This window comes from Stenotrophomonas sp. STEN020 (genome assembly GCF_056760195.1).
Genome location: NZ_JBRREI010000007.1, coordinates 36,478 through 55,024 on the forward strand (window position 1 = coordinate 36,478; position 18,547 = coordinate 55,024).

Below are 18,547 nucleotides of genomic sequence, written 5' to 3' on the forward strand. Positions count from 1 at the left end.
ACAGGCCGTTGTTGCGTGTGTTGGTAAGGAGTTGAGATGAGCAGGATTCCCGAATTCGTGGTGGCCATTCCGGCCCGTTATGCATCCACGCGCTTGCCCGGCAAGCCCTTGGCGCTGATCGCCGGGGAACCAATGGTGCTGCATGTGGCGCGTCGGGCCTTGGACGCGGGTGCTCGCGAGGTGTGGGTGGCCACCGATGACGTGCGGATTGCAGAAGCGGTGGCTGGATTGCCCGACATCCATGTGGCGATGACGGACCCGGCGCATGCCTCCGGTACCGACCGCTTGGCCGAATGCGCCCGTCAGGCCGGTTGGGCCGACGATGTGATCGTGGTCAACCTGCAGGGCGACGAGCCGTTTGCTCCGGCTGTGGGAATCCAGGCGGTGGCGAAGACGCTTGCTGACAGTGGCGCGCCGATGTCGACACTGGCGACGTTGGTGGAGGATGCTCCAACCTTGTTTGATCCCAATGTGGTCAAACTGGTGCGGACTGCGCAGGGCGATGCCCTGTACTTCAGCCGCGCGCCGATTCCCTGGCATCGCGATGGTTTCGCCACCAGCCGCGATGTGCTGCCGGCGGGGCAGTGGCTGCGGCATATCGGTATCTACGGCTACCGGGCCGGTTTCCTGCAGCAGTTTGCCGCCATGCCGCCGGGCAATCTGGAGCAGATCGAATCGCTGGAGCAGCTGCGGGTGCTGGAAGCTGGTTTCCGTATCGCGGTGGCCTTGTCGCCGGCGCCGTTCCCGCCGGGAATCGACACCCCGGAAGATCTGCATCGCGCCGAGGCGCAGATGAGGGCGGGGCAATGAAGCTGCTGGTGGTCTGCCTGGGCAATATCTGCCGCTCACCGATGGGCGAAGGGGTTTTGCGCATGCGGATTGCCGAGGCGGGGTTGAACAACTGGGTGCAGGTTGATTCGGCCGGCACCTCGGGCCATTGGCATGCCGGGCGCGGTCCGGATCCACGTGCCGTTGCCTGTGCCCGCCAACACGGCGTGGACATCTCCGCTCAACGCGCCCGTCAGCTGCTGGTCGAGGATTTCGAGGAGTACGACCTGATCCTGTGCGCGGATAGCGACAATCTGCGTGACGCCCGGGAGCTGGCCCCGGCCGGCTTCGAAGCGCGCGCGGTGTTGTGGCTGCCGTGGGCGGGCACTGATGGAGCGGATGTGGTGCCGGATCCCTATTACGGTGACGTGGGAGATTTCGAGCACAGCTGGGCACTGCTCGATACTGCGGCCCAGGCCACAGTGCGCCGCCTGTCGCGGCGCGATGACTCCGGCATAATCCCAGCATGAACGAAACCCGCGTAACGGAACTGCCCACGTCTGGCATCTGGCTGAACGCAGCGCCTGCGACCCTGCAGGACATGCGCGGCCGCCCGCTGGTGCTGGCCTTCGTCAATGGCGCCTCGGTGTGGTGCATGCAGCGGCTGGCCGAGGTCATGCGCTGGCAGGCACGCAACCCTGGCAAGGTGCAGCTGCTGGTGGTGCAGGTGCCGCGTTTCGAGTTCGAGCGTGAACCGCAGCAAGCGCTGAAGCTGCTGCGCCGGCAGGGCATCAGTGCCCCCATCGTGCTGGACGCGCAGTGGGATGCCTGGCGCCGGTTCGACGTACAGTCCTGGCCAACCCTGCTGATGCTCGATGCCTATGGGCAGGAACAGGAGCGGCTGGTGGGCGCGACCGGTGACTTGGAGCGGGCCTTGAACAGTCTGGGCGAAGGCATGACACGCCCGTTGGACGATGATGCCTACGGCATCCGTGAAATCAACGCCGAGCCGCGCCTCCCGCTGCTGTTTCCGGCCGGACTGGTGGCTACCGCAGATCGCCTGTACGTGGCCGACACCGGTCACCATCGAATTCTCGAGTGCACCCATAACGGCCGCGTTCTGCGTCAGTTCGGCCTGGGCAGCGCCGATCTGATCAATGGCGGCACCGGCGAGGCGGCGTTCAACCGCCCGCAGGGCTTGGCTTTGGTGCGCGAGATCCTGTACGTGGCCGATACCGGCAACCACGCCTTGCGCAGCATCAATCTGATCAGCGGGCAGGTGGATACCTTGTGCGGCAATGGCCGTGCCGGTGACCCGCGCGCCGGTGTGCTGGCCCAGCCTTGGGACAGCCCGCTCAATCACCCTGCGGCAGTTGCGGTGGCGGATAACCAGATCCATATCGCGATGGCCGGTGACAACCACATCTGGAGCTATGACCTGGGCACGCGCGAGCTGCGCTGGCGTGCCGGTGCCGGCGCGGTGGAAGTGCGCGATGGCAGTGGCCATCTGGCCGCATTTGCGCAGCCCTGCAGTCTGGTTGCGGTCCAGCAGGCGTTGTACGTCTGCGACGCGCTGGGTTCGGCGATTCGTTCGGTGCAGCTGCGTGGCGACCTGGTGCAGACCTTGGTCGGGCAGGGGCCGTGGGAGTCGGGCAATGTTGATGGCCCACGCCTGCGTGCACGTCTGCAGTATCCGTTGGCCTTGGCAATGGGGCCGGATTCACCGCTGTTGTGGATTGCCGATGCCGGCAATGGCTCGCTGCGCACCCTGCGCCTGGGCGGTGGTGATCTGTCCACGGTCAATCTGCCGCGTCGTCTGCATGGCCCGGCTGCGTTGGCGGTGGCTGCAGGCGCGATCTGGATTGCCGAAGCCGACGCACACGCAGTGCTGCGTTTTGATCCACTCAGCGGCGAACTGAGTGAAGTGCCGATTGAAGGATGACCGCCGTAGTTGCCAATGAATTCGATGGCAAGGCCTTCGCTGCGGCACTGAGTACCGCGCCAGGTGTGTACCGGATGTACGCTGCCGACGACACCTTGTTGTACGTGGGCAAGGCCGGTGCGCTGCGCAAACGCGTAGGCAGCTACTTCAATGGCTCGCCGAAGAGCCGGCGCATCATGATGATGCTGTCTCAGGTGGCGCGGATGGATGTCACCGTCACCCGCACCGAGGCTGAAGCGCTGCTGCTGGAAAACCAGCTGATCAAGTCGCTGAACCCGCGTTACAACGTCTCGCTGCGTGACGACAAAACCTATCCGCAGGTGCTGCTGACCCGCGAGCAATGGCCGCGGATTGCTTTGCATCGCGGTCCGCGTGCGCTGCCCGGACGCTATTACGGGCCGTATCCGGGCGTCGGCGCGGTGCGCGAAACGCTGAATTTGATGCACAAGCTGTTCAAGCTGCGCAGCTGCGAGGACAGCGTGTTCCGTAATCGTTCGCGGCCCTGCCTGCAGTACCAGATCGGCCGTTGCAGCGCGCCGTGCGTGGAGTTGGTGCCACAGGCCGAATACGACGAGTCGGTGCGGCGCGCAGCGATGTTTCTGGAAGGCAGGAGCGATCAGCTCGCCGAAGAACTGATGCAGGCGATGCAGCAGGCCAGCGATGCACTGGAATTCGAGCGTGCCGCGCGGCTGCGTGATCTGGTGGCTTCGTTGCGCAGCATGCAGAACCGCCAGTACGTGGACGGGCGCGCAGCCGATCTTGACGTGCTGGCCTGTGCAACCCAGGGCGCCAGCGCCTGCGTGATGCTGCTGGCATTCCGCGATGGCCGCAATCTGGGTACGCGCGCGTTCTTCCCGCGCACCAATGGCGAAGACAGTGCCGAAGAAGTGTTGGCGGCGTTTGTCTCGCAGTATTACGTCGAACATGAGCCGCCGGCGGAAGTGTTGTTGGATCGGCAGATTCCGGACGCGGAGATGATCGAGGCTGCGCTGAGCGCGTCGGCCGAGCGCAAGGTGGCGCTGAAGTGGAATGTGCGTGGCGAACGCGCCGGGTACGTGGAATTGGCCAGTCGCAACGCGCAGATCACCCTGGTTGCCGAGATGGACAGCGTCGGTGCGCAGCAGGCGCGCAGCGAAGCCGTGCGCGAGATGCTGGGGCTGGCCGAGCCGGTCAAGCGCGTGGAGTGCTTCGATATCAGTCACACCATGGGTGAGGCCACGGTGGCCTCATGCGTGGTGTTCGATGCCGCCGGCCCGGTGCGCGCGCAGTACCGGCGCTACAACATCAGTGGCATCGAGCCGGGTGACGATTACGCCGCCATGCGCCAGGCCATCGACCGGCGCTTCCGTCGCGCGGTAGAAGAGGGCGGGGTGTTGCCGGATGTATTGCTGATCGACGGCGGTGCCGGACAGTTGGCGCAGGCACAGGCGGCGCTGGCTGACCTCGGTGTGGAAGGGGTGATGCTGGTAGGCGTGGCCAAAGGCGTGGAGCGCCGCGCCGGCCACGAAGCGCTGGTGCTGCCTGATGGCCGTGAGCTGCGCCCCGGCGCGGCGTCCCCGGCCCTGCAGTTCATCCAGCAGGTGCGTGACGAGGCCCATCGCTTTGCCATTACCGGTCACCGCGGGCGTCGGCAGAAGGTGCGCATGACCAGCAAACTCGAAGATATTCCCGGTATCGGCCCGCGTCGGCGCGCCAGCCTGCTCAAGCATTTCGGTGGCATCGCCGGTTTGAAGGCGGCAGGCGAGGCCGAAATCGCCCGCGTGGAAGGCATCAATGCCGCCCTCGCTGCACGTATCTACGCTAACCTTCATGGTCTGTCGGTACCCGATCCGGCGGCGGAGTAATGCTGTAATGAAATTGACCATCCCCACCTGGCTGACACTGCTGCGGATCTTGATGATCCCGGTGCTGGTGCTGGTGTTCTACCTGCCCTACGCCTGGACCAATTTCGCCTCGGCGGCGATTTTCGGCTTGGCGGCGATCACCGATTGGCTGGACGGCTGGGTTGCGCGCAAGTACGAGCAGCATTCGGCGTTCGGTGCGTTCCTGGACCCGGTGGCGGACAAGTTGATGGTGGCGGTGGCCCTGTTCCTGATCGTGCAGGGGCATCCGACGCCGTGGATGGCGTTCTGGGCGGCGGTGATCGTCGGCCGTGAAATCGCGGTGTCGGCGTTGCGCGAGTGGATGGCCGAGATCGGCCAGCGCGCCAAGGTGCGGGTGGCGATGATCGGCAAGGTCAAGACCACCGCGCAGATGGTGGCGTTGCTGTGCCTGCTGTACTCGGTGTCGCCCAATACCTCGTACAAAACCATCTGGATGGGCGAGCCGGTTTTCCACATTGGCGACTGGATGTTGGCCATCGCCGCTTTGCTGACTCTGGTGTCTGCGCTGCAGTACCTGCGTGCGGCCTGGCCGAGCCTGCGTGAAGACGAAAAAGCCGCGCGCAATAGTGCAGTGAAAAAGTGAACAGGCTGTTGACACCGCGGCCAATGCATGTAGAATTTCGCCTCCCAAGCGGGAATAGCTCAGTTGGTAGAGCGCAACCTTGCCAAGGTTGAGGTCGCGAGTTCGAGTCTCGTTTCCCGCTCCAGTTTCAAGCATCGAGTCATGTTCATTCGTGCTTCGATGAGTAAATAGATGTAGCAAGCCTGCGGGAATAGCTCAGTTGGTAGAGCGCAACCTTGCCAAGGTTGAGGTCGCGAGTTCGAGTCTCGTTTCCCGCTCCAGTCTTGCAATACATCTCGAATGTTGGCGCTCTGTTTCGCAGGTGCTGCATTCAATCCGCGGGAATAGCTCAGTTGGTAGAGCGCAACCTTGCCAAGGTTGAGGTCGCGAGTTCGAGTCTCGTTTCCCGCTCCAGATAATGACCGGCAGAGTCCTTGTGATTTCTGCAGGTAAAAAGGAGGCCCCTGACGGGGCCTTTTTTATTGTCTGCAATTTGCCTTCAGCCAGCTGCTGCCGGTGCCGGCAGCAGTGGCAATGCGAGGGATCGCTCAGCGAGCGCCGTGCGGCACCGGCTCTGGAGTAGGTGAGTTGGCAGCCGCACTCCATGCGCGCAGTCCGATCACCGCCAAGCCGAGGAAGAACACGTATAGCGCGGCCGTCACGTGCAGTGACTTGAACAGATACGCGCCCACGTACACCACGTCGACCACGATCCACAGCCACCAGGTGGCGGTGTGGCGACGTGCCTGCCACCACTGCGCGACCAGGCTCAATCCGGTCAGCATCGCGTCCAGCCACGGCAGCGATGCATCGGTGAAGCTGTGCATGCCGGCACCGAGTGCGATGCCGCCAAGCAGGCCAATGCCCAGGTCGCGCAGCATCTTGCTGCGTGACAAGGGCACGATGCGCACGCTGCCTTCGTCGATGGCGTGGCGCCGCCAGTTGATCCAGCCATAGATCAGGAAGACGGCAAAGGCGAGCTGCAGCAGCGTGTCCGAATACAACTTGGCCTCGGCGAACACCAATGCGTACAGCGCAACCGACAACAGGCCAACCGGCCAGGCGATCATCCGCCGTTGCGCCATCAGCCAGACGCCGAGGATGCTGCACAGCGCGGCCGACCATTCGAGCGTGGCGCTGTTCACAGCGCGAAGCTCACCGATACGCGCGCCTGCCGCGGTGCACCCGGGAACAGGTAGTAATCGCCCATGCTGCTGCCGGTGTCGCGCCAGTAGAAGCGGTTGAAGAGGTTGTCTACCGACAGATTCCAGCTCACTGCGTGGCCTTGCAGCTGGTGCTGGAAGCGCAGGCCGGCGTCGAACACGTTGTAGCTCGGTGCGCGTACTGCACCATCAGCACGCGCGGTATTGGCCGAGGCATAGCGCCAGCCGCCGGTCAGGTCCAGGTTTTCGACGAAGGGCAGTGCATAGCTCAGGTGCACGCTGGTGCGCAGCTTGGGTACGTTGACCAGCTGGTGGCCTTCGTAGCTCGGCGTGCCGGTGTCGCGCGCACGCGCCTGCAGCACGCTGGCGCTGGCGATGATCTGCAGTGCATCGGTGAGCTGACCATTGGCGGTCAGCTCCAGGCCGATGTGCGCCTGTTTTCCTTCCTCGACAAAGGTGTAGCCGACATCGCTGTTGTCGGGCTTAGCGTACTGGTACGGCTGGGTGATGCGGAACAGTGCTGCGCCCAGGGTCAACTGCTCGCTGCTGGCATACTTCACACCGACTTCGAGCTGGCGCGATTGCACTGCCGGCAGGAAGGTGTCGGCATTCGCAGTCCAGAACGGTGCCTCTTGACCCAGCGAGATGCCTTCGACATAGCTGGCGTAGGCATTGATGCTGTCGCTGGCCTTCCACATCACCGCAGTCTGCGGCAGGAAGCGCGACAGGCGGCTACGACGTTCTGGATTGCCACGCTTGTCGTAGGCGCGTTCGTCCAGGCGCACGTAGCGGCCGCCGGCCAGCCACTGCCAGTCTTCATTGAGCTGGATGCGGTCCAACGCGAATACGGCGGTCTGGCGGCTGTCCAGGCGACGTGCGGACGCACCCGGCATCAGCGGCGAGGGCTCGAACACCGGTGGCTGTTTGTCGTGGATGTTGACCGTGCCGACGTACTCGTTGACGTTGCGGCGCTTGTCGACGGTGCGGCGGAACTGGTCGGCACCCACGATCAGGTGATGGCCGATGCTGCCGGTGTCGAAGCTGCCGCGCAGCTCGGCGCGCAGTTCCTGATTGCGACGGGTGTCGTCCGGGCTGCGGTAATCGTAGATGTCGTAGTCGCCGTTGGGGGCGAAATAATTGCCGGGCACGCTGCCATCGGCGCATTGCGCGGCGTAGTAGCAGCCATAGGCAAAGGCGACGTTGTCGTCGATCACCGTGCGGCTGTGGCTGACGGCAACGCGTGACTGCCAATTGGCGTTGAAATCGTAGGTGTGCAGCGCGGTGATATTGGTGCTGGCGATGCCTACTGGCTTCTGCCACGGCTGATAGCCGAGCAATTGCTCACGGTCCACGCCGGTCGGCAATTTGCTCGCGCCCAGCAGCTGGTAGCCGGAAGCCGAGCGCTGCGCGCTGGTCTGGTAGTTGGCATCCACTTCGAGCTTGCCGCGCTCGCCGATCAGCCAGTCGGTCGCCAGCGAGTAGAAATTGCGGCGGCCATCGGCATGTTCGATATAGGACGCGCTGTCGTCCCAGGCGGCGTTGAAGCGCAGGCCGATGCGTGGGGTCAGCCAGTGGCCGACGTCGATGGCGGCATAGCGCGAGCCTTCGTTGTCGGTGCCCAGGGTGACGGTGCGCACTTCCGCCGGACGCTTGCCGACGTAGTTGATGATGCCGCCCGGCGCCATCACGCCGGCAGCGAGGCCGGCTTCGCCCTTGAGTACTTCCACGGCCTGCAGGTTCTCCAGCGCCAGGCGCTGCTCGCCGGCAATCGACATGCCGTTGAAGCGGTAGCCCGTGGCGGTATCCAGCGCAAAGCCGCGGATGGCGACGTTCTGGTAATAACCGACCGGTGCGTAGGCATCGCCCAGCGAGGCGTCATTGCTGGCCAGCTCGGACAGCGAGCGCACCTGTTGGTGGTCGAGGAAGTCGCGGTCCAGCACGTTCATCGATGCTGGCGTGCTTTTCCAGTCGCCGCTGCCAAAGCTGTTGGCGCGGGAGTTGTCCGCGTCGGGTTGGCGGGCCTGCACGCGTACGGCGGCCAGTTCAGTCGGGGAGTGTTCGGCAGCAGCATCAAGGCCGGTGTCGCTGGCGTACAGCGGCAGGGCGGTGCTCAGGGCGAGAGACAGCAACGTGGGGCGCAGGCAGCGGTTCATTCGATTCGTCTTCAGGCAACAAGGGAGACGAAGCGAAGGCGCGCATGCGCAGCGCCAATGACGGCGCTGCGGCTGCTGCTCAAAGCTCCCTACGCCGGTGCAAACCGGATCAGGTTCCAAGGGACTCTCTCAGCCTGGCAAATCCAGGCACCCCCGCTTCAGGGCGTCATTTCACTACAAATGCGAATGATTTGCGAGTCGGGCCGCTTCAGGCAGCGGCGTGCAGCGCCTGCAGCAAAGCCTGGCCAGGGGCGCTGGCGAACCATTCGGGGTGGCCGAGCATGAACGGCTGCCAGGCCACATCGGCATTGGCGGTGGAGCCGGTGACGCCTTCGAAATATTCGACTTCGGACAGTGCAAAGTCGAAATGCACCATTGGCAGCAGGTCCGCTAGCAGGTGTACCCGCTCAGCCGACAAGGGTAGTACCCCGCGGTAGCCTTCGAGCAGTGCCAGTGCGATATCGATACGTACCGCTTCGGTGCCGCGCTCCAGTTCCAACCAGGCGATGGCATTGCGCTCGATGGCGGTAGCGAGGTCGAACAGGGCGCTGGTGGGGGAGGCCAGGCCGAAGTCGAACACGCAGCTGACTTCCATGGCGTTCTCGCCATGGCCCCACAGCAGGTTGGAGACATGCCAGTCGTTGTGGGCCCAGAGCCGAGGTTCTGCCAGCAGGCGCGCGGCCAGTCCGGTGTGCCAAGGCAGGACGCTGCGCTGCAGTTGTTGCTCCCAAGGAATGCGTGACAAGTAGCAGGCCAGGGCAGGTCGGTTGCCGAGATCGGCCTTGAGGGCCGCGATCGGGTCCTTCGCACGGATCAGCTCATCACGCGCGACCAGCAGGTGGGTGCTGCGCTGGGGCGCGTCATAGCTGGAGGAGGCGCGGTGCAGGGTCGCCAGCATTCGGCCGGCAGCGCGCGCGCGTTCGACTTCGGTCAGCAGCGTCCACGATGGGGCATCCCGGTACAGGTCCTGGCCATCGGCCACGGCGTGCAGCTCGTAGGTCCAGTCGCGGTGTTCAGTGGCGGTGTGGCCATTGTGGTCATGCAGGAGCTGGGTAACCGGCACCTCTGCCTTGGCGAGGTGGGTGATGAACTGGTGCTCTTCCTGCAGGCAAGTAGCGCTGCGCACCAGTCGGTGGTGCCGTTTGACGAAGACCTTGCCGTGCGGGCCCTGGACAATCGCTGCGGCCGACATCGGTCGCGGGCTGTGCCATAGCAGGGTGCTGCCAGCGTCCAGCTGCGGGTAGCGATTACACAGCCAGGCAAGCTCGGTCGTATTGATGGCGGGCCAGTCGGCGGCCACCTCATCATTGTTCAGGCCTTGCACGCGGTGTGTTTGCTGGGTCATCAGGACAGGGTGGGGCAGGTGTTGCGATGGAGGCGCGATGGTACGCCAGCACCGCCAAGGCTGCTGAATGTAGTGCCGAGCCATGCTCGGCGGGGGCCTTGCCGGTAAAGCAGCCAGGTAGTGCCGAGCATCGGCAAGGGCCTTCCCAGTAGAGCCCCAGCCGAGCATGGCTCGGCTCTACAGGGATTGCAGATCCAGCGCTGACAGCCAAACAACCCGTGTGAAAGGAATTGTTAAAAAGCGCTGGCGCGACTCTGCCGAAGTCTGTATCATTCGCCCCACACCGCGGGAATAGCTCAGTTGGTAGAGCGCAACCTTGCCAAGGTTGAGGTCGCGAGTTCGAGTCTCGTTTCCCGCTCCAAGTTATGATCTACAGACTTCTACTGACGTCTGTAAGTCGTTGAAAAGAGGGGCTTCGGCCCCTTTTTTCATTCCAGCGAGCGCCACGGAAATCCACCCACAGCCAGCCTTTTTTAGGCGCCAATCTAGGCACAGGAATACGGGTGAGACGGCTTCCGGATAGTTGCTGGGGCTGAGCGGGAACCATGACGAGCATAGGGCCTAAGTCATCACTTAGGAGCCTCGAAATGGCACTCTCTGATCTGATCGTCCGGCAGGCCAAGACCACCGGCAAACGCTACACCCTCTACGACAACGACTGCCTGAGCCTGATGGTCTCTGCCGCAGGCGGCAAGTCGTGGATCTTCCGTTACTGCTGGCTGGGCAAGCAAAAGCGCATGTCCCTGGGCAACTATCCCGCCCTCAGCCTGCGCGAGGCCCGCGCCGAGCGGGACAAGGCCCAGGTTCTGCTGGCCAAGGGAATTGATCCCCAGATCGAACGCGACCAGCGGCGGCACGCGGCCAAGCTGGCAGGCGAATACACCTTCAAGAACGTCTTCGACGCCTGGGTCGAGCATCGCCGCAAGGAACTCAAGGAAGGCCGTCAAAGCACGCTTTCGCAGATCCTGCGCATCTTCAACAAGGACGTGTTGCCTACCCTGGGGAAGATGTCGATCTACGACATTCGCCGGCCCCAGCTCGTGGGCGTCGTGGCGGCGATCGAGAAGCGCAAGGCGTTCACCACCGCCGAGAAGGTCCGCACCTGGTTCAACCAGATGTTCCGCTATGCCCTGGTCATCGCCGAGGGGCTGGAAGTCAACCCGGCCGCGGACCTGGACGTGGTGGCCGAGCCCAAGCCTCCGGTGGCCCACAACCCCTATCTACACCTGCCCGAGCTGCCCGAGTTCCTTCAGAAGCTCCGGCTCTACAACCCCCGGGGCTGGCAGACCCAGCTTGGCGTCCGGCTGCTGTTCCTGACGGGGGTGCGCACGGGCGAGCTACGGCTGGCCGAGCCTGAGCAATTCGACCTCGACCGCGGCTTGTGGATCATTCCGCCGCAGGTCGTCAAGCAGCTCCAAGACGAAATGCGCAAGGCCGGCAAGCGGCCGCAGGACGTGCCGCCCTACGTCGTGCCCCTGTCCCTGCAGGCCATCGAGATCGTGCGCTATCTCCTGGGCGTGATGCGGCCGGCGCAGAAGTACCTGTTGTCGCACCGCAGCGAACTCAAGAAGCGCATCAGCGAAAACACCCTCAACAAGGCCGTGCAGCTCATGGGCTACGAAGGGCGCCTGACCGGCCACGGCGTCCGCGGCACCATCTCGACCGCGCTCAACGAAATCGGCTACCCGAAGATTTGGGTGGACGCGCAGCTTTCGCACTCCGACCCGAACAAGGTCAGCTCGGCCTACAACCACGCCAAGTATGTTGAACCGCGCCGCCGGATGATGCAGGACTGGGCCGATCGCCTCGACCTGCTCGAACAGGGCGAAGTGGAAGCCGCGAGCGCGCACCTGACCATCCGTATCGACGGGGTGCCGGCTATGGCTGAAGTGGAGGAAGTGGTGGGCGCGGTCTCCACGGCTGCCGAGCCTGCTGTACCCGGCGTGCCGCCCGTGGTGGCCACGCCCATCGTCGTGACCCCAAACAGCGGCGGAATCACGTTCCAGCGGCTGTCGCAGGTGCCGCCGCCTCCGGTGCATGCCCCGGAGCCGGAAGTGTCCGCCATCCAGCGCGAGCGCGAGGAAATGCTGGCCACCTACGAGTCGCCCAACAATCTGCCCGTGCCGCTGTTCGGCAAGCTGGCCGGCAAGTCCAAGGACCAGATCAACCGCGAGCTGAAAGCCGGCAAGCTGCTGTCCATCAGCCTGGGCAACCGGGGGCAGCGGGTTCCCGACTGGCAACTGGTGCCGCTCAAGCACAAGCTGGCCCAGGTGCTCATGAACCAGTGCCCGCACGCGGATTCGTGGGACCTGTACCGCATGCTGACCCAGCCTCACCCCGACCTGGGGGATCGTGCGGCCATTGATGCGGTTACGCCGACCAACGTGCCCGCGATCATCCGGGTCATCATGGGCGACTACCAGCGCCATGAGGATGCGCACGAAGTCATTGCCATGCGGCCCGTCCCCGAGAATGTGCGGCTGAGCGTCCGTCGGCTGGTGGATAGCGCCGCGGTGCTTGAGGGGGCTTAATCCCTGCTTCAACCTATGGCCAGGGTCATGGCCCCGGCTATAGGGGTGTCATTGCGTGGTGGCGTCAGCCCCGGTGACTTGCAGCGCTCTGCGCTCGAATCGCTCCGAAACGGAGTCGGCTTGCGCGTGGGGCCGCTGCAGGTAGGTCACGATTTCATAGGGGCCTTCGGCGAGGGGGCGCATGGCGATCCCCCACCCATGGGCACGCTCGATGCGCGATCGCGCAGATACTCCGATGCCGTAGCCCGCCGCAACCCATAGCGCCATCATCTCGAAAGAAGTCACCCGCTGGATGATTTTCTGATCCGTCGGCATGAGAGAGGCCAGCATCTCATCGAGCAGGGAGCAAGTCTCCGCCTGCCAGCGGTAGATTGGGTAGTCCTGAAGATCGGTGATGGTAAGCATCTCCTGGTCGATCAGGCGGAACTGCGGCGGCATGGCCACGGCCATGTTCTCGGTCCACAGGGGGTGCGTGATGAGGGCCGGGTCGCTGCCCCCTTGCGATGATACCCCGACGTCGTAGCGGCCCTCGTGAAGTCCCTCAAGCAGAGCGTCACCTGCAACCTCATGAAAGCTGAGGATGACGCCTGGTTCTTCCGCGCGTTGCCGTGCGAGAAGCGCCGAAAGTTGTGCTGAAGCTACGCCTGGCGCTACCGCGAGCCTGAGACCGGGGGGCGGGCTGGTGGCATCGTGCATAAGAGCCCCCAAGAAGAGAATTGATCAAGAAAACAAGGCGACATGATAAGCATGAGTTAAATTTGACGTGGTTAAATTTTAGTCATTGCTCGACGCTTCTGCTAATGCAGAAGCGTACTGTTCAACGAGGTCGTCCCCCAGGCACAACCCGATAAAGCCGAGCCAGCCCTGGCTTTCGGTAAAGCTGTGCGCGCGTTTCGCAAGGATCAGAAAGTTGCCCAAGAGGAGTTGGCTGCGCTGGCTGGGATCGAGCGTTCGCATATGGGCAAGATTGAGCGGGGGGAGCACATGCCCTCCTTGGCCGTGATATTGAAGGTCGCCACTGCGCTCAAGATCAGTGGCACCGAATTGATGGCTGCAACGGAGCGCAACATGAGCTCCGCTGCCGAGTCTTGAGGCTGGCGTCGAGGCGTTAGCCGCCCAAACCTTCGTGTAGGCGAATGATAAATCGCTCCAGCGAGACCGGCACATCGTCACGGTCAGGTCGAAGCAGGTAGGTTGTGATGATCGCTGACTCCACGGCCAAGGGGCGGATCACGACGTCCGGTCGCTGGCTGGCCGGAATCTTGGTCGCCGCTATAAAGCCGACACCGTAGCCGGCGCCGACCAGCGTGAGCATCATGTCCAGAGAGGTTACATGCTCGACGACGTTTTGCCTGTGATCGAGAGGCCCAAGGAGTCGCGCCAGTTCATGGCAGTAGCCCTCGCAAACCCGTGGGTCGCACAGGACGAGCGGATGGCCACCAAGTTCATGGAGAGGAACCTCCTTGTGGGCGAGCAGCTCGTGCCGGGCTGGAATGGCGATGACCAGTGGATCTTCCCAGATTGGCTCAGCAATGATGCCCTCGCCCACATTCGCGGTGTGCGCGAAGCCGAGCATGAAGTCGCCTGATCGGAGGCCACGGAGTTGGTCAGCCAGCGGAACTTCGGATAGACGAACCTCCAATTCCGGTTCTTCTGCACGGCATTGGGCGAGAAACGCTGATAGTCGAGGGTCAAGCGCTCCGTCGGATACAGCTATGCGCAGGCTGCCTCGCATTCCGGCTGCTACAGCTCGGACGTTCTCACGTGCCTGCTCCAATATGGAGAACAGGCGCCGGGTATCTTGCAGGAACGCAGTTCCTGCGGCAGTTAGCTTTGTTCCTCTGCGGTTTCGCTCAAAGAGAAGAACTCCTAGCTCTTCCTCCAGTTCTTTGATTGCACGTGATAGCGGTGGCTGCTCAATATGCGAACGCTCGGCGGCCTGTGTGAAATTCAGCTCTTCTGCCAAAGCGATGAAGTAGCGAAGGTGTCGCAATTCCATGAGCAATGTTCCTATTCAGACGCCCCCAGACCTCTTTCTGTTTGCTCCAAGCTACGCCGGTTGAAAACTACTTTTAAGCGATGTTTCTGCACATGTTCTTTGAGCACGAGATGCGGGCGTTCAACCTTCTCAAATGAAATGTCGGGCTGTGCTTTATCTAGCGTTCAAGAGCCCAGTCAATCTACGGCGCTAAGGTTCAATCTTTACGATGTCACCAATGTCCTGTGCGTATGCGAGTGCATAGCGGTGCAGATGCGGATCCACCGTGAGCAGCTTGTCCAACGTCGATGAGACCATGCGTGCGAAAGACCGCGACGTCACGCTTTCGCCGTCATGGAATCGCTTGTCCTGGCGCATGTACGCCAGGTATGGTGCAACCAGATTCACCTCGCGCGCGCCGAGCTCGCGCGCGGCATCAGCGGCAAAAACCAAAAGCAGGAACTGCTGATCAGGATGGGTCAGCGTGCAAATCAGATCCACGACCTGGCCGGCAGTTTCGCCATGCAGTCGGACATAGCTCTCGCCATCGGGGAATCGGCGCGTTTCGATGCGGCCGACATCGCTGCCATATGTCTGCGAGAGACGTCGGGCGAAATCTTCGTTGCCTGGAATGGCAAGAGTGAGTCGTTGCATGCAGTTGTCTCCTTTCTCAAGGGGTTGTCCTTGGTCGCTTATCGAAACTCGGGAGCTTGGTCGGAGTCGGTGCTTCAACCAGACGTGTGCCGACGAATAACGACGGGATGGCCCGTGTTGAGTCCAGGAAGGAACTGATCTGCATCAGAATTTCCTTCCTACAGTGATCGTTCCGTAGACCGGGATTTCTTTTTGTCCCCGGAATTCGCGTGTGCGGTGGTAGCGGGCTATCGCGATGCGCCAGTTGCCTTGGGTAATCGCGACGCCGTAGCCGACATCCGCCACGAGTGGCCGCTTATCAACGCTATGGCCGGACTTGAAGGTATTGCCATCCAACGTGATGTCGTGCAGAACCCAGCGAGCGTCTAGCGCCACGAAGAGGTGGCCGTTCCAGTTGCTGCCAGCGGTCGTGCGCACGGGCGAGGTGTTCTCTCCGGCAGGCCGTAGCGGTGCCGTGCCTAAATCATCAGGCAGGCGCAGCCCATAGCGCAGTTCTCCACCGACATTCGCGTAGGTGGCGAAGTTGCCGAAGCTGCCACCCCAGTGGCGGGTCAGATCCCAGCCCCAACCGCTGACGTCTTCTTGCCTGAAGACTCGTGTTCGGCGTTCGTGCAGCAACTGCAGCACAGGCTCGTCGCGCAGTTGGTGTCGCCAGCCATTGAATTTGTCGACGCCGATGGTGTCATGCCACCAGTTCTGGGTTTGCCTGGCCAAGGAGGAGGGGCCCACAACACCGACGCGGATTTGTGAGGTACGCAGCGTATCGCCGCGCCGCGCGTTGTAGCCAAGGCTCAACATCATTGCGCCGGCGAAAGGGCGGTCGTCTTTGATCAGATCGCTGCGCGTTTTGTCGCTGGGGGTGTACATCATCTGTCCGAAGCCGATGGTCATGTTCTGTTCGTCAAAACCCTCGGGTTGCAGCACCGTGAGAAAACGATTCAGCCCACGGACGAGACGGGGTAGGCAAGGGTCATCGCGATAGTCCACAAGGTTGGGGGAGACCCAGCTGACGAGAAATCCATTGGAGTAGCCTTGATCTTGTCCAATGCCGCCGAACATGTCGTTGTCGATCCGCAGATTGAGCGTTCCCGTTGAGCGCAGCGGGTTGTCCTGGTGGCAGGACTGGGCCTGTGCGGAGGCGCTCAGCAATAGCAGCAGCAAGGAGGCTGCGACTTCCAGCCTCCATTCAGCGGGGTCGCTGGACTGAACTTTCATCACGCTGGCGTGCCACCCTGCCCAGGGGTTGCAGTCACAATGACCGATTGGGACTGGCGCACCAGCATCACTGGAACTGGTGCGATGCGAGCGAGCTGCTCTGCATCGCTTCCCATCAGCAGCCTGTCCACGCCCCGGCGTCCGTGGGTACCCAACACCACCAACTCGCATTGAGTAGTCAGTGCCTGCTGAGCGATGAGCACCGAGACGCGCTCGCCGTTGCTTTCCAGAAGGACGGTCTCAACCACCAGGCCTCCCTGCCTCAGCCGCAGCGCCGCCTCGTCCAGCAGCTTCTGCCCGGCCGCCAGGAAGCCCGGCCTCACTTCTTCAATATAGATCCTCGGCCTCTCGAAGCCGTTGCTATGCTTCATCTCCTCGATGACGTGCAGCAAGACGATGGTTGCGCCATTCAGGCGTGCCAGCACCGCAGCGTGGTGGAGCGCCAAATCGGCAGTAGGACTTCCGTCGAGCGGAACCAGGATTCTTGAGTACATGAATGTCTCCAGTTATCAGAGTAGAACGGGATGACGAACAGATATTGCGTATACCGTGTCGCAATAGCGGACGCGGGATACGCTTATTCAGTTGCGTACATATTCCCCTGGGGCGTCGCAAACAGTGGGGTATCCACTGGATTCAGCACCTATGAGCGGAGGCGCAACAACATCACCGGAACGCTCTCGCAGCCACGCCGACCATGCGGGCCACCAGGAATCCGGATGCGTCTGCATCGTCGCTTGCCACTCATCCGGCGCCATGTATCCATCACCGGCCGCGCGGGTATGGATTTGATATTGGCGGTTACCTCGGCCGGGCTCGCTCACGATGCCGCCGTTGTGTCCTCCAGTGGTCAGCACGAAAGTCAGCTCGGCCGAAGACAGGAGATGCAGCTTGTAAACCGAGCGCCAAGGCGCAATATGATCCGAGGCAGTGCCGACGCAAAACACCGGTACAGCGATGTCTCCCACTGAAACGGGGCGACCCGTGACGGGATAACGCCCCGCGCTGAGATCGTTATTCAGGTAAAGGCGTCGGAGATACTGCGAATGCATCTTCGCGGGGAGGCGAGTCCCATCGGCATTCCAAGCCATCAGGTCGGTCATTGCCCGGCGATCGCCCAATAGGTATTCGTCAATCATGCGAGACCATATGAGATCGTAGGAACGCAGTAGCTGAAAAGCTCCGCTCATCTGGTCGGAGGTCAAATAACCGGTTTGAGCCATGCTGGCTTCCAACAGCGCCACTTGACTCTCGTTGATGAAAAGACTCAGCTCGCCCGGTTCGCTGAAGTCCGTCTGTGCGGCAAGCAGGCTTACCGACACCAGCCGCGTATCGCCATCACGCGCCATGGCTGAAGCACCAATGGCCAGTAGCGTTCCGCCCAGGCAATAACCAGCCGCGTGGACTCCATGCCCGGGGACAACGGAAGTCACAGCGTCCAGCGCTGCATGCAGGCCGAACTCCAGGTACTCATCCATGCCCAAATCTCGATCCTCAGCATCCGGATTTCTCCAGGAGATGCAAAAAACCGTATGCCCTTGCGCAACCAGATACCGTATCAGCGAGTTATGCGGTGACAGATCCAGTACGTAGTACTTCATGATCCAGGCAGGAATGATCAGGATCGGTTCGGGATGGACTTTCTCGGTAGTGGGCGTGTACTGAATCAGTTCGATCAGTCGATTTCTCAGAACGACTTTTCCTTCCGTGACCGCTACGTCGCGCCCAACGACGAAGTTCTCCGTTCCCGCGGGAGGCTGGCCGGATAGTTGCCGACGCAAGTCGTCGAGAAAGTTGGACGTCCCCCGCGCTAGATTGGCGCCTTGCTCTGCGATGGTTCTTTTCAGGACAACGGGGTTGAAAACCGCAGCGTTGGCGGGCGAAAGCATTTCCAGCCACTGTTTGGCGCCAAACGCCAGCAGGCGTTGGTGTTTCGGATCCACTCCCCACACCCCCTGCGTGGCCTGCTCCCACCATTTGGTCTGATTGACGAATGAACTGCGGAAAAGGTCGTAGGGCCATTGATCCCATGCAGAATCGTTGAAGCGGCGGTCATTGACAGGTGACCGGTCAGGAGCGGTGGCTCCCCGGTTCGGGTTGGCCCGATTCTTCTTCAATACGGCCATCCATTGCTCGGACAGGGAGGCTGCAAACGCCAAAAGCTCGGCTTGCTTGCCAGGACTGTTTGCTAAATGGCTCGCCCAGTCCACCCACGCGAGCAACGATGTCTCCGGCGAAATAGACGACCAAGCCTGTGCCCAAGCGACATGGGCATCCCCATCCAACTTCGGATTGATGGCTGAGTCGATATTGCCGTTCTTTTTATTCGTCAAAGCGTATTACCTCTATTTCT

At 62.3% G+C, this 18,547-nt stretch carries 17 protein-coding genes, 4 tRNA genes and 1 riboswitch; of the genes, 11 read left to right on the forward strand and 10 right to left on the reverse strand.

Annotated features, from left to right (window positions below; translation table 11 throughout):
* Positions 1-45 precede the first annotated feature (45 nt).
* The 8 genes from kdsB (at position 46) to ACVOLZ_RS04725 (ending at position 5,569) form a co-directional block, all read left to right on the forward strand.
* Positions 46-810 carry a 3-deoxy-manno-octulosonate cytidylyltransferase gene (gene kdsB / locus ACVOLZ_RS04690; RefSeq protein WP_481515277.1) on the forward strand — a complete coding sequence of 255 codons (765 nt, stop codon included), beginning with the start codon at positions 46-48 and terminating at the stop codon, positions 808-810.
* Entirely contained in the window at positions 807-1,298 is a 492-nt protein-coding gene (locus ACVOLZ_RS04695; RefSeq protein WP_481515256.1) for a low molecular weight protein-tyrosine-phosphatase, read from the forward strand. Before kdsB ends, ACVOLZ_RS04695 begins: the two co-directional genes overlap by 4 nt.
* Positions 1,295-2,710 (forward strand): hypothetical protein, encoded by a 1,416-nt coding sequence (locus tag ACVOLZ_RS04700; RefSeq protein ID WP_481515257.1) that lies wholly within the window; start codon positions 1,295-1,297, stop codon positions 2,708-2,710. Before ACVOLZ_RS04695 ends, ACVOLZ_RS04700 begins: the two co-directional genes overlap by 4 nt.
* Positions 2,707-4,554 (forward strand): excinuclease ABC subunit UvrC, encoded by a 1,848-nt coding sequence (gene uvrC / locus ACVOLZ_RS04705; protein ID WP_481515258.1) that lies wholly within the window; start codon positions 2,707-2,709, stop codon positions 4,552-4,554. The genes ACVOLZ_RS04700 and uvrC overlap by 4 nt, the downstream gene beginning before the upstream one ends.
* A gap of 7 nt (positions 4,555-4,561) precedes the next feature.
* Positions 4,562-5,176: a CDP-diacylglycerol--glycerol-3-phosphate 3-phosphatidyltransferase gene (gene pgsA / locus ACVOLZ_RS04710; RefSeq protein WP_481508907.1), complete on the forward strand. Its 615-nt coding sequence runs from the start codon at positions 4,562-4,564 to the stop codon at positions 5,174-5,176.
* 48 nt (positions 5,177-5,224) lie between these two features.
* A tRNA-Gly gene (locus ACVOLZ_RS04715) sits at positions 5,225-5,300 on the forward strand.
* Between the two features lie 60 nt (positions 5,301-5,360).
* Positions 5,361-5,436 (forward strand) — tRNA-Gly (locus ACVOLZ_RS04720).
* 57 nt (positions 5,437-5,493) lie between these two features.
* A tRNA-Gly gene (locus tag ACVOLZ_RS04725) sits at positions 5,494-5,569 on the forward strand.
* 134 nt (positions 5,570-5,703) lie between these two features.
* Here the strand turns inward: ACVOLZ_RS04725 and pnuC are convergent.
* The 3 genes from pnuC to ACVOLZ_RS04740 all read right to left on the reverse strand — a co-directional run bounded on the left by pnuC (position 5,704) and on the right by ACVOLZ_RS04740 (position 9,816).
* A complete protein-coding gene (gene pnuC, locus ACVOLZ_RS04730; RefSeq protein WP_481515259.1) occupies positions 5,704-6,300 on the reverse strand; it encodes a nicotinamide riboside transporter PnuC in 597 nt (198 codons plus the stop codon).
* Positions 6,297-8,471: a TonB-dependent siderophore receptor gene (locus ACVOLZ_RS04735; RefSeq protein ID WP_481515260.1), complete on the reverse strand. Its 2,175-nt coding sequence runs from the start codon at positions 8,469-8,471 to the stop codon at positions 6,297-6,299. The genes pnuC and ACVOLZ_RS04735 overlap by 4 nt, the downstream gene beginning before the upstream one ends.
* A gap of 69 nt (positions 8,472-8,540) precedes the next feature.
* Positions 8,541-8,636, reverse strand: a riboswitch (TPP riboswitch).
* 43 nt (positions 8,637-8,679) lie between these two features.
* The gene (locus tag ACVOLZ_RS04740) at positions 8,680-9,816 is read right to left on the reverse strand and encodes a phosphotransferase enzyme family protein (RefSeq protein ID WP_481515261.1); all 1,137 of its coding nucleotides are present in this window, start codon (positions 9,814-9,816) and stop codon (positions 8,680-8,682) included.
* A gap of 285 nt (positions 9,817-10,101) precedes the next feature.
* Between ACVOLZ_RS04740 and ACVOLZ_RS04745 the strand changes: the two genes are divergently transcribed.
* Together ACVOLZ_RS04745 and ACVOLZ_RS04750 are read left to right on the forward strand one after the other, a co-directional pair.
* A tRNA-Gly gene (locus tag ACVOLZ_RS04745) sits at positions 10,102-10,177 on the forward strand.
* A 226-nt stretch (positions 10,178-10,403) separates the two neighbouring features.
* A complete protein-coding gene (locus tag ACVOLZ_RS04750; protein ID WP_481515262.1) occupies positions 10,404-12,347 on the forward strand; it encodes a tyrosine-type recombinase/integrase in 1,944 nt (647 codons plus the stop codon).
* A gap of 48 nt (positions 12,348-12,395) precedes the next feature.
* Here ACVOLZ_RS04750 and ACVOLZ_RS04755 read toward each other — a convergent pair whose 3' ends face one another.
* Together ACVOLZ_RS04755 and ACVOLZ_RS04760 are read right to left on the reverse strand one after the other, a co-directional pair.
* Positions 12,396-13,043, reverse strand: a complete 648-nt coding sequence (locus ACVOLZ_RS04755) for a substrate-binding domain-containing protein (RefSeq protein WP_481515263.1) — start codon at positions 13,041-13,043, stop codon at positions 12,396-12,398.
* Positions 13,044-13,121: 78 nt separating this feature from the next.
* Positions 13,122-13,304, reverse strand: a complete 183-nt coding sequence (locus ACVOLZ_RS04760) for a hypothetical protein (protein ID WP_481515278.1) — start codon at positions 13,302-13,304, stop codon at positions 13,122-13,124.
* Between ACVOLZ_RS04760 and ACVOLZ_RS04765 the strand changes: the two genes are divergently transcribed.
* Entirely contained in the window at positions 13,230-13,439 is a 210-nt protein-coding gene (locus ACVOLZ_RS04765) for a helix-turn-helix domain-containing protein (protein ID WP_481515264.1), read from the forward strand. The two genes, ACVOLZ_RS04760 and ACVOLZ_RS04765, sit on opposite strands and share 75 nt — an antisense overlap.
* A gap of 16 nt (positions 13,440-13,455) precedes the next feature.
* Here ACVOLZ_RS04765 and ACVOLZ_RS04770 read toward each other — a convergent pair whose 3' ends face one another.
* From ACVOLZ_RS04770 to ACVOLZ_RS04790, 5 genes are all read right to left on the reverse strand, one after another.
* Positions 13,456-14,346 carry a LysR family transcriptional regulator gene (locus ACVOLZ_RS04770; protein ID WP_481515265.1) on the reverse strand — a complete coding sequence of 297 codons (891 nt, stop codon included), beginning with the start codon at positions 14,344-14,346 and terminating at the stop codon, positions 13,456-13,458.
* A gap of 189 nt (positions 14,347-14,535) precedes the next feature.
* Complete coding sequence (locus ACVOLZ_RS04775; protein WP_481515266.1) at positions 14,536-14,979, reverse strand: ribose-phosphate pyrophosphokinase-like domain-containing protein; 444 nt, start codon at positions 14,977-14,979, stop codon at positions 14,536-14,538.
* Between the two features lie 144 nt (positions 14,980-15,123).
* Positions 15,124-16,194: a lipid A deacylase LpxR family protein gene (locus tag ACVOLZ_RS04780; protein WP_481515267.1), complete on the reverse strand. Its 1,071-nt coding sequence runs from the start codon at positions 16,192-16,194 to the stop codon at positions 15,124-15,126.
* The gene (locus ACVOLZ_RS04785) at positions 16,194-16,688 is read right to left on the reverse strand and encodes a universal stress protein (RefSeq protein ID WP_003050031.1); all 495 of its coding nucleotides are present in this window, start codon (positions 16,686-16,688) and stop codon (positions 16,194-16,196) included. Before ACVOLZ_RS04785 ends, ACVOLZ_RS04780 begins: the two co-directional genes overlap by 1 nt.
* A gap of 87 nt (positions 16,689-16,775) precedes the next feature.
* Entirely contained in the window at positions 16,776-18,527 is a 1,752-nt protein-coding gene (locus tag ACVOLZ_RS04790; RefSeq protein ID WP_481515268.1) for a PHA/PHB synthase family protein, read from the reverse strand.
* Positions 18,528-18,547 lie beyond the last annotated feature (20 nt).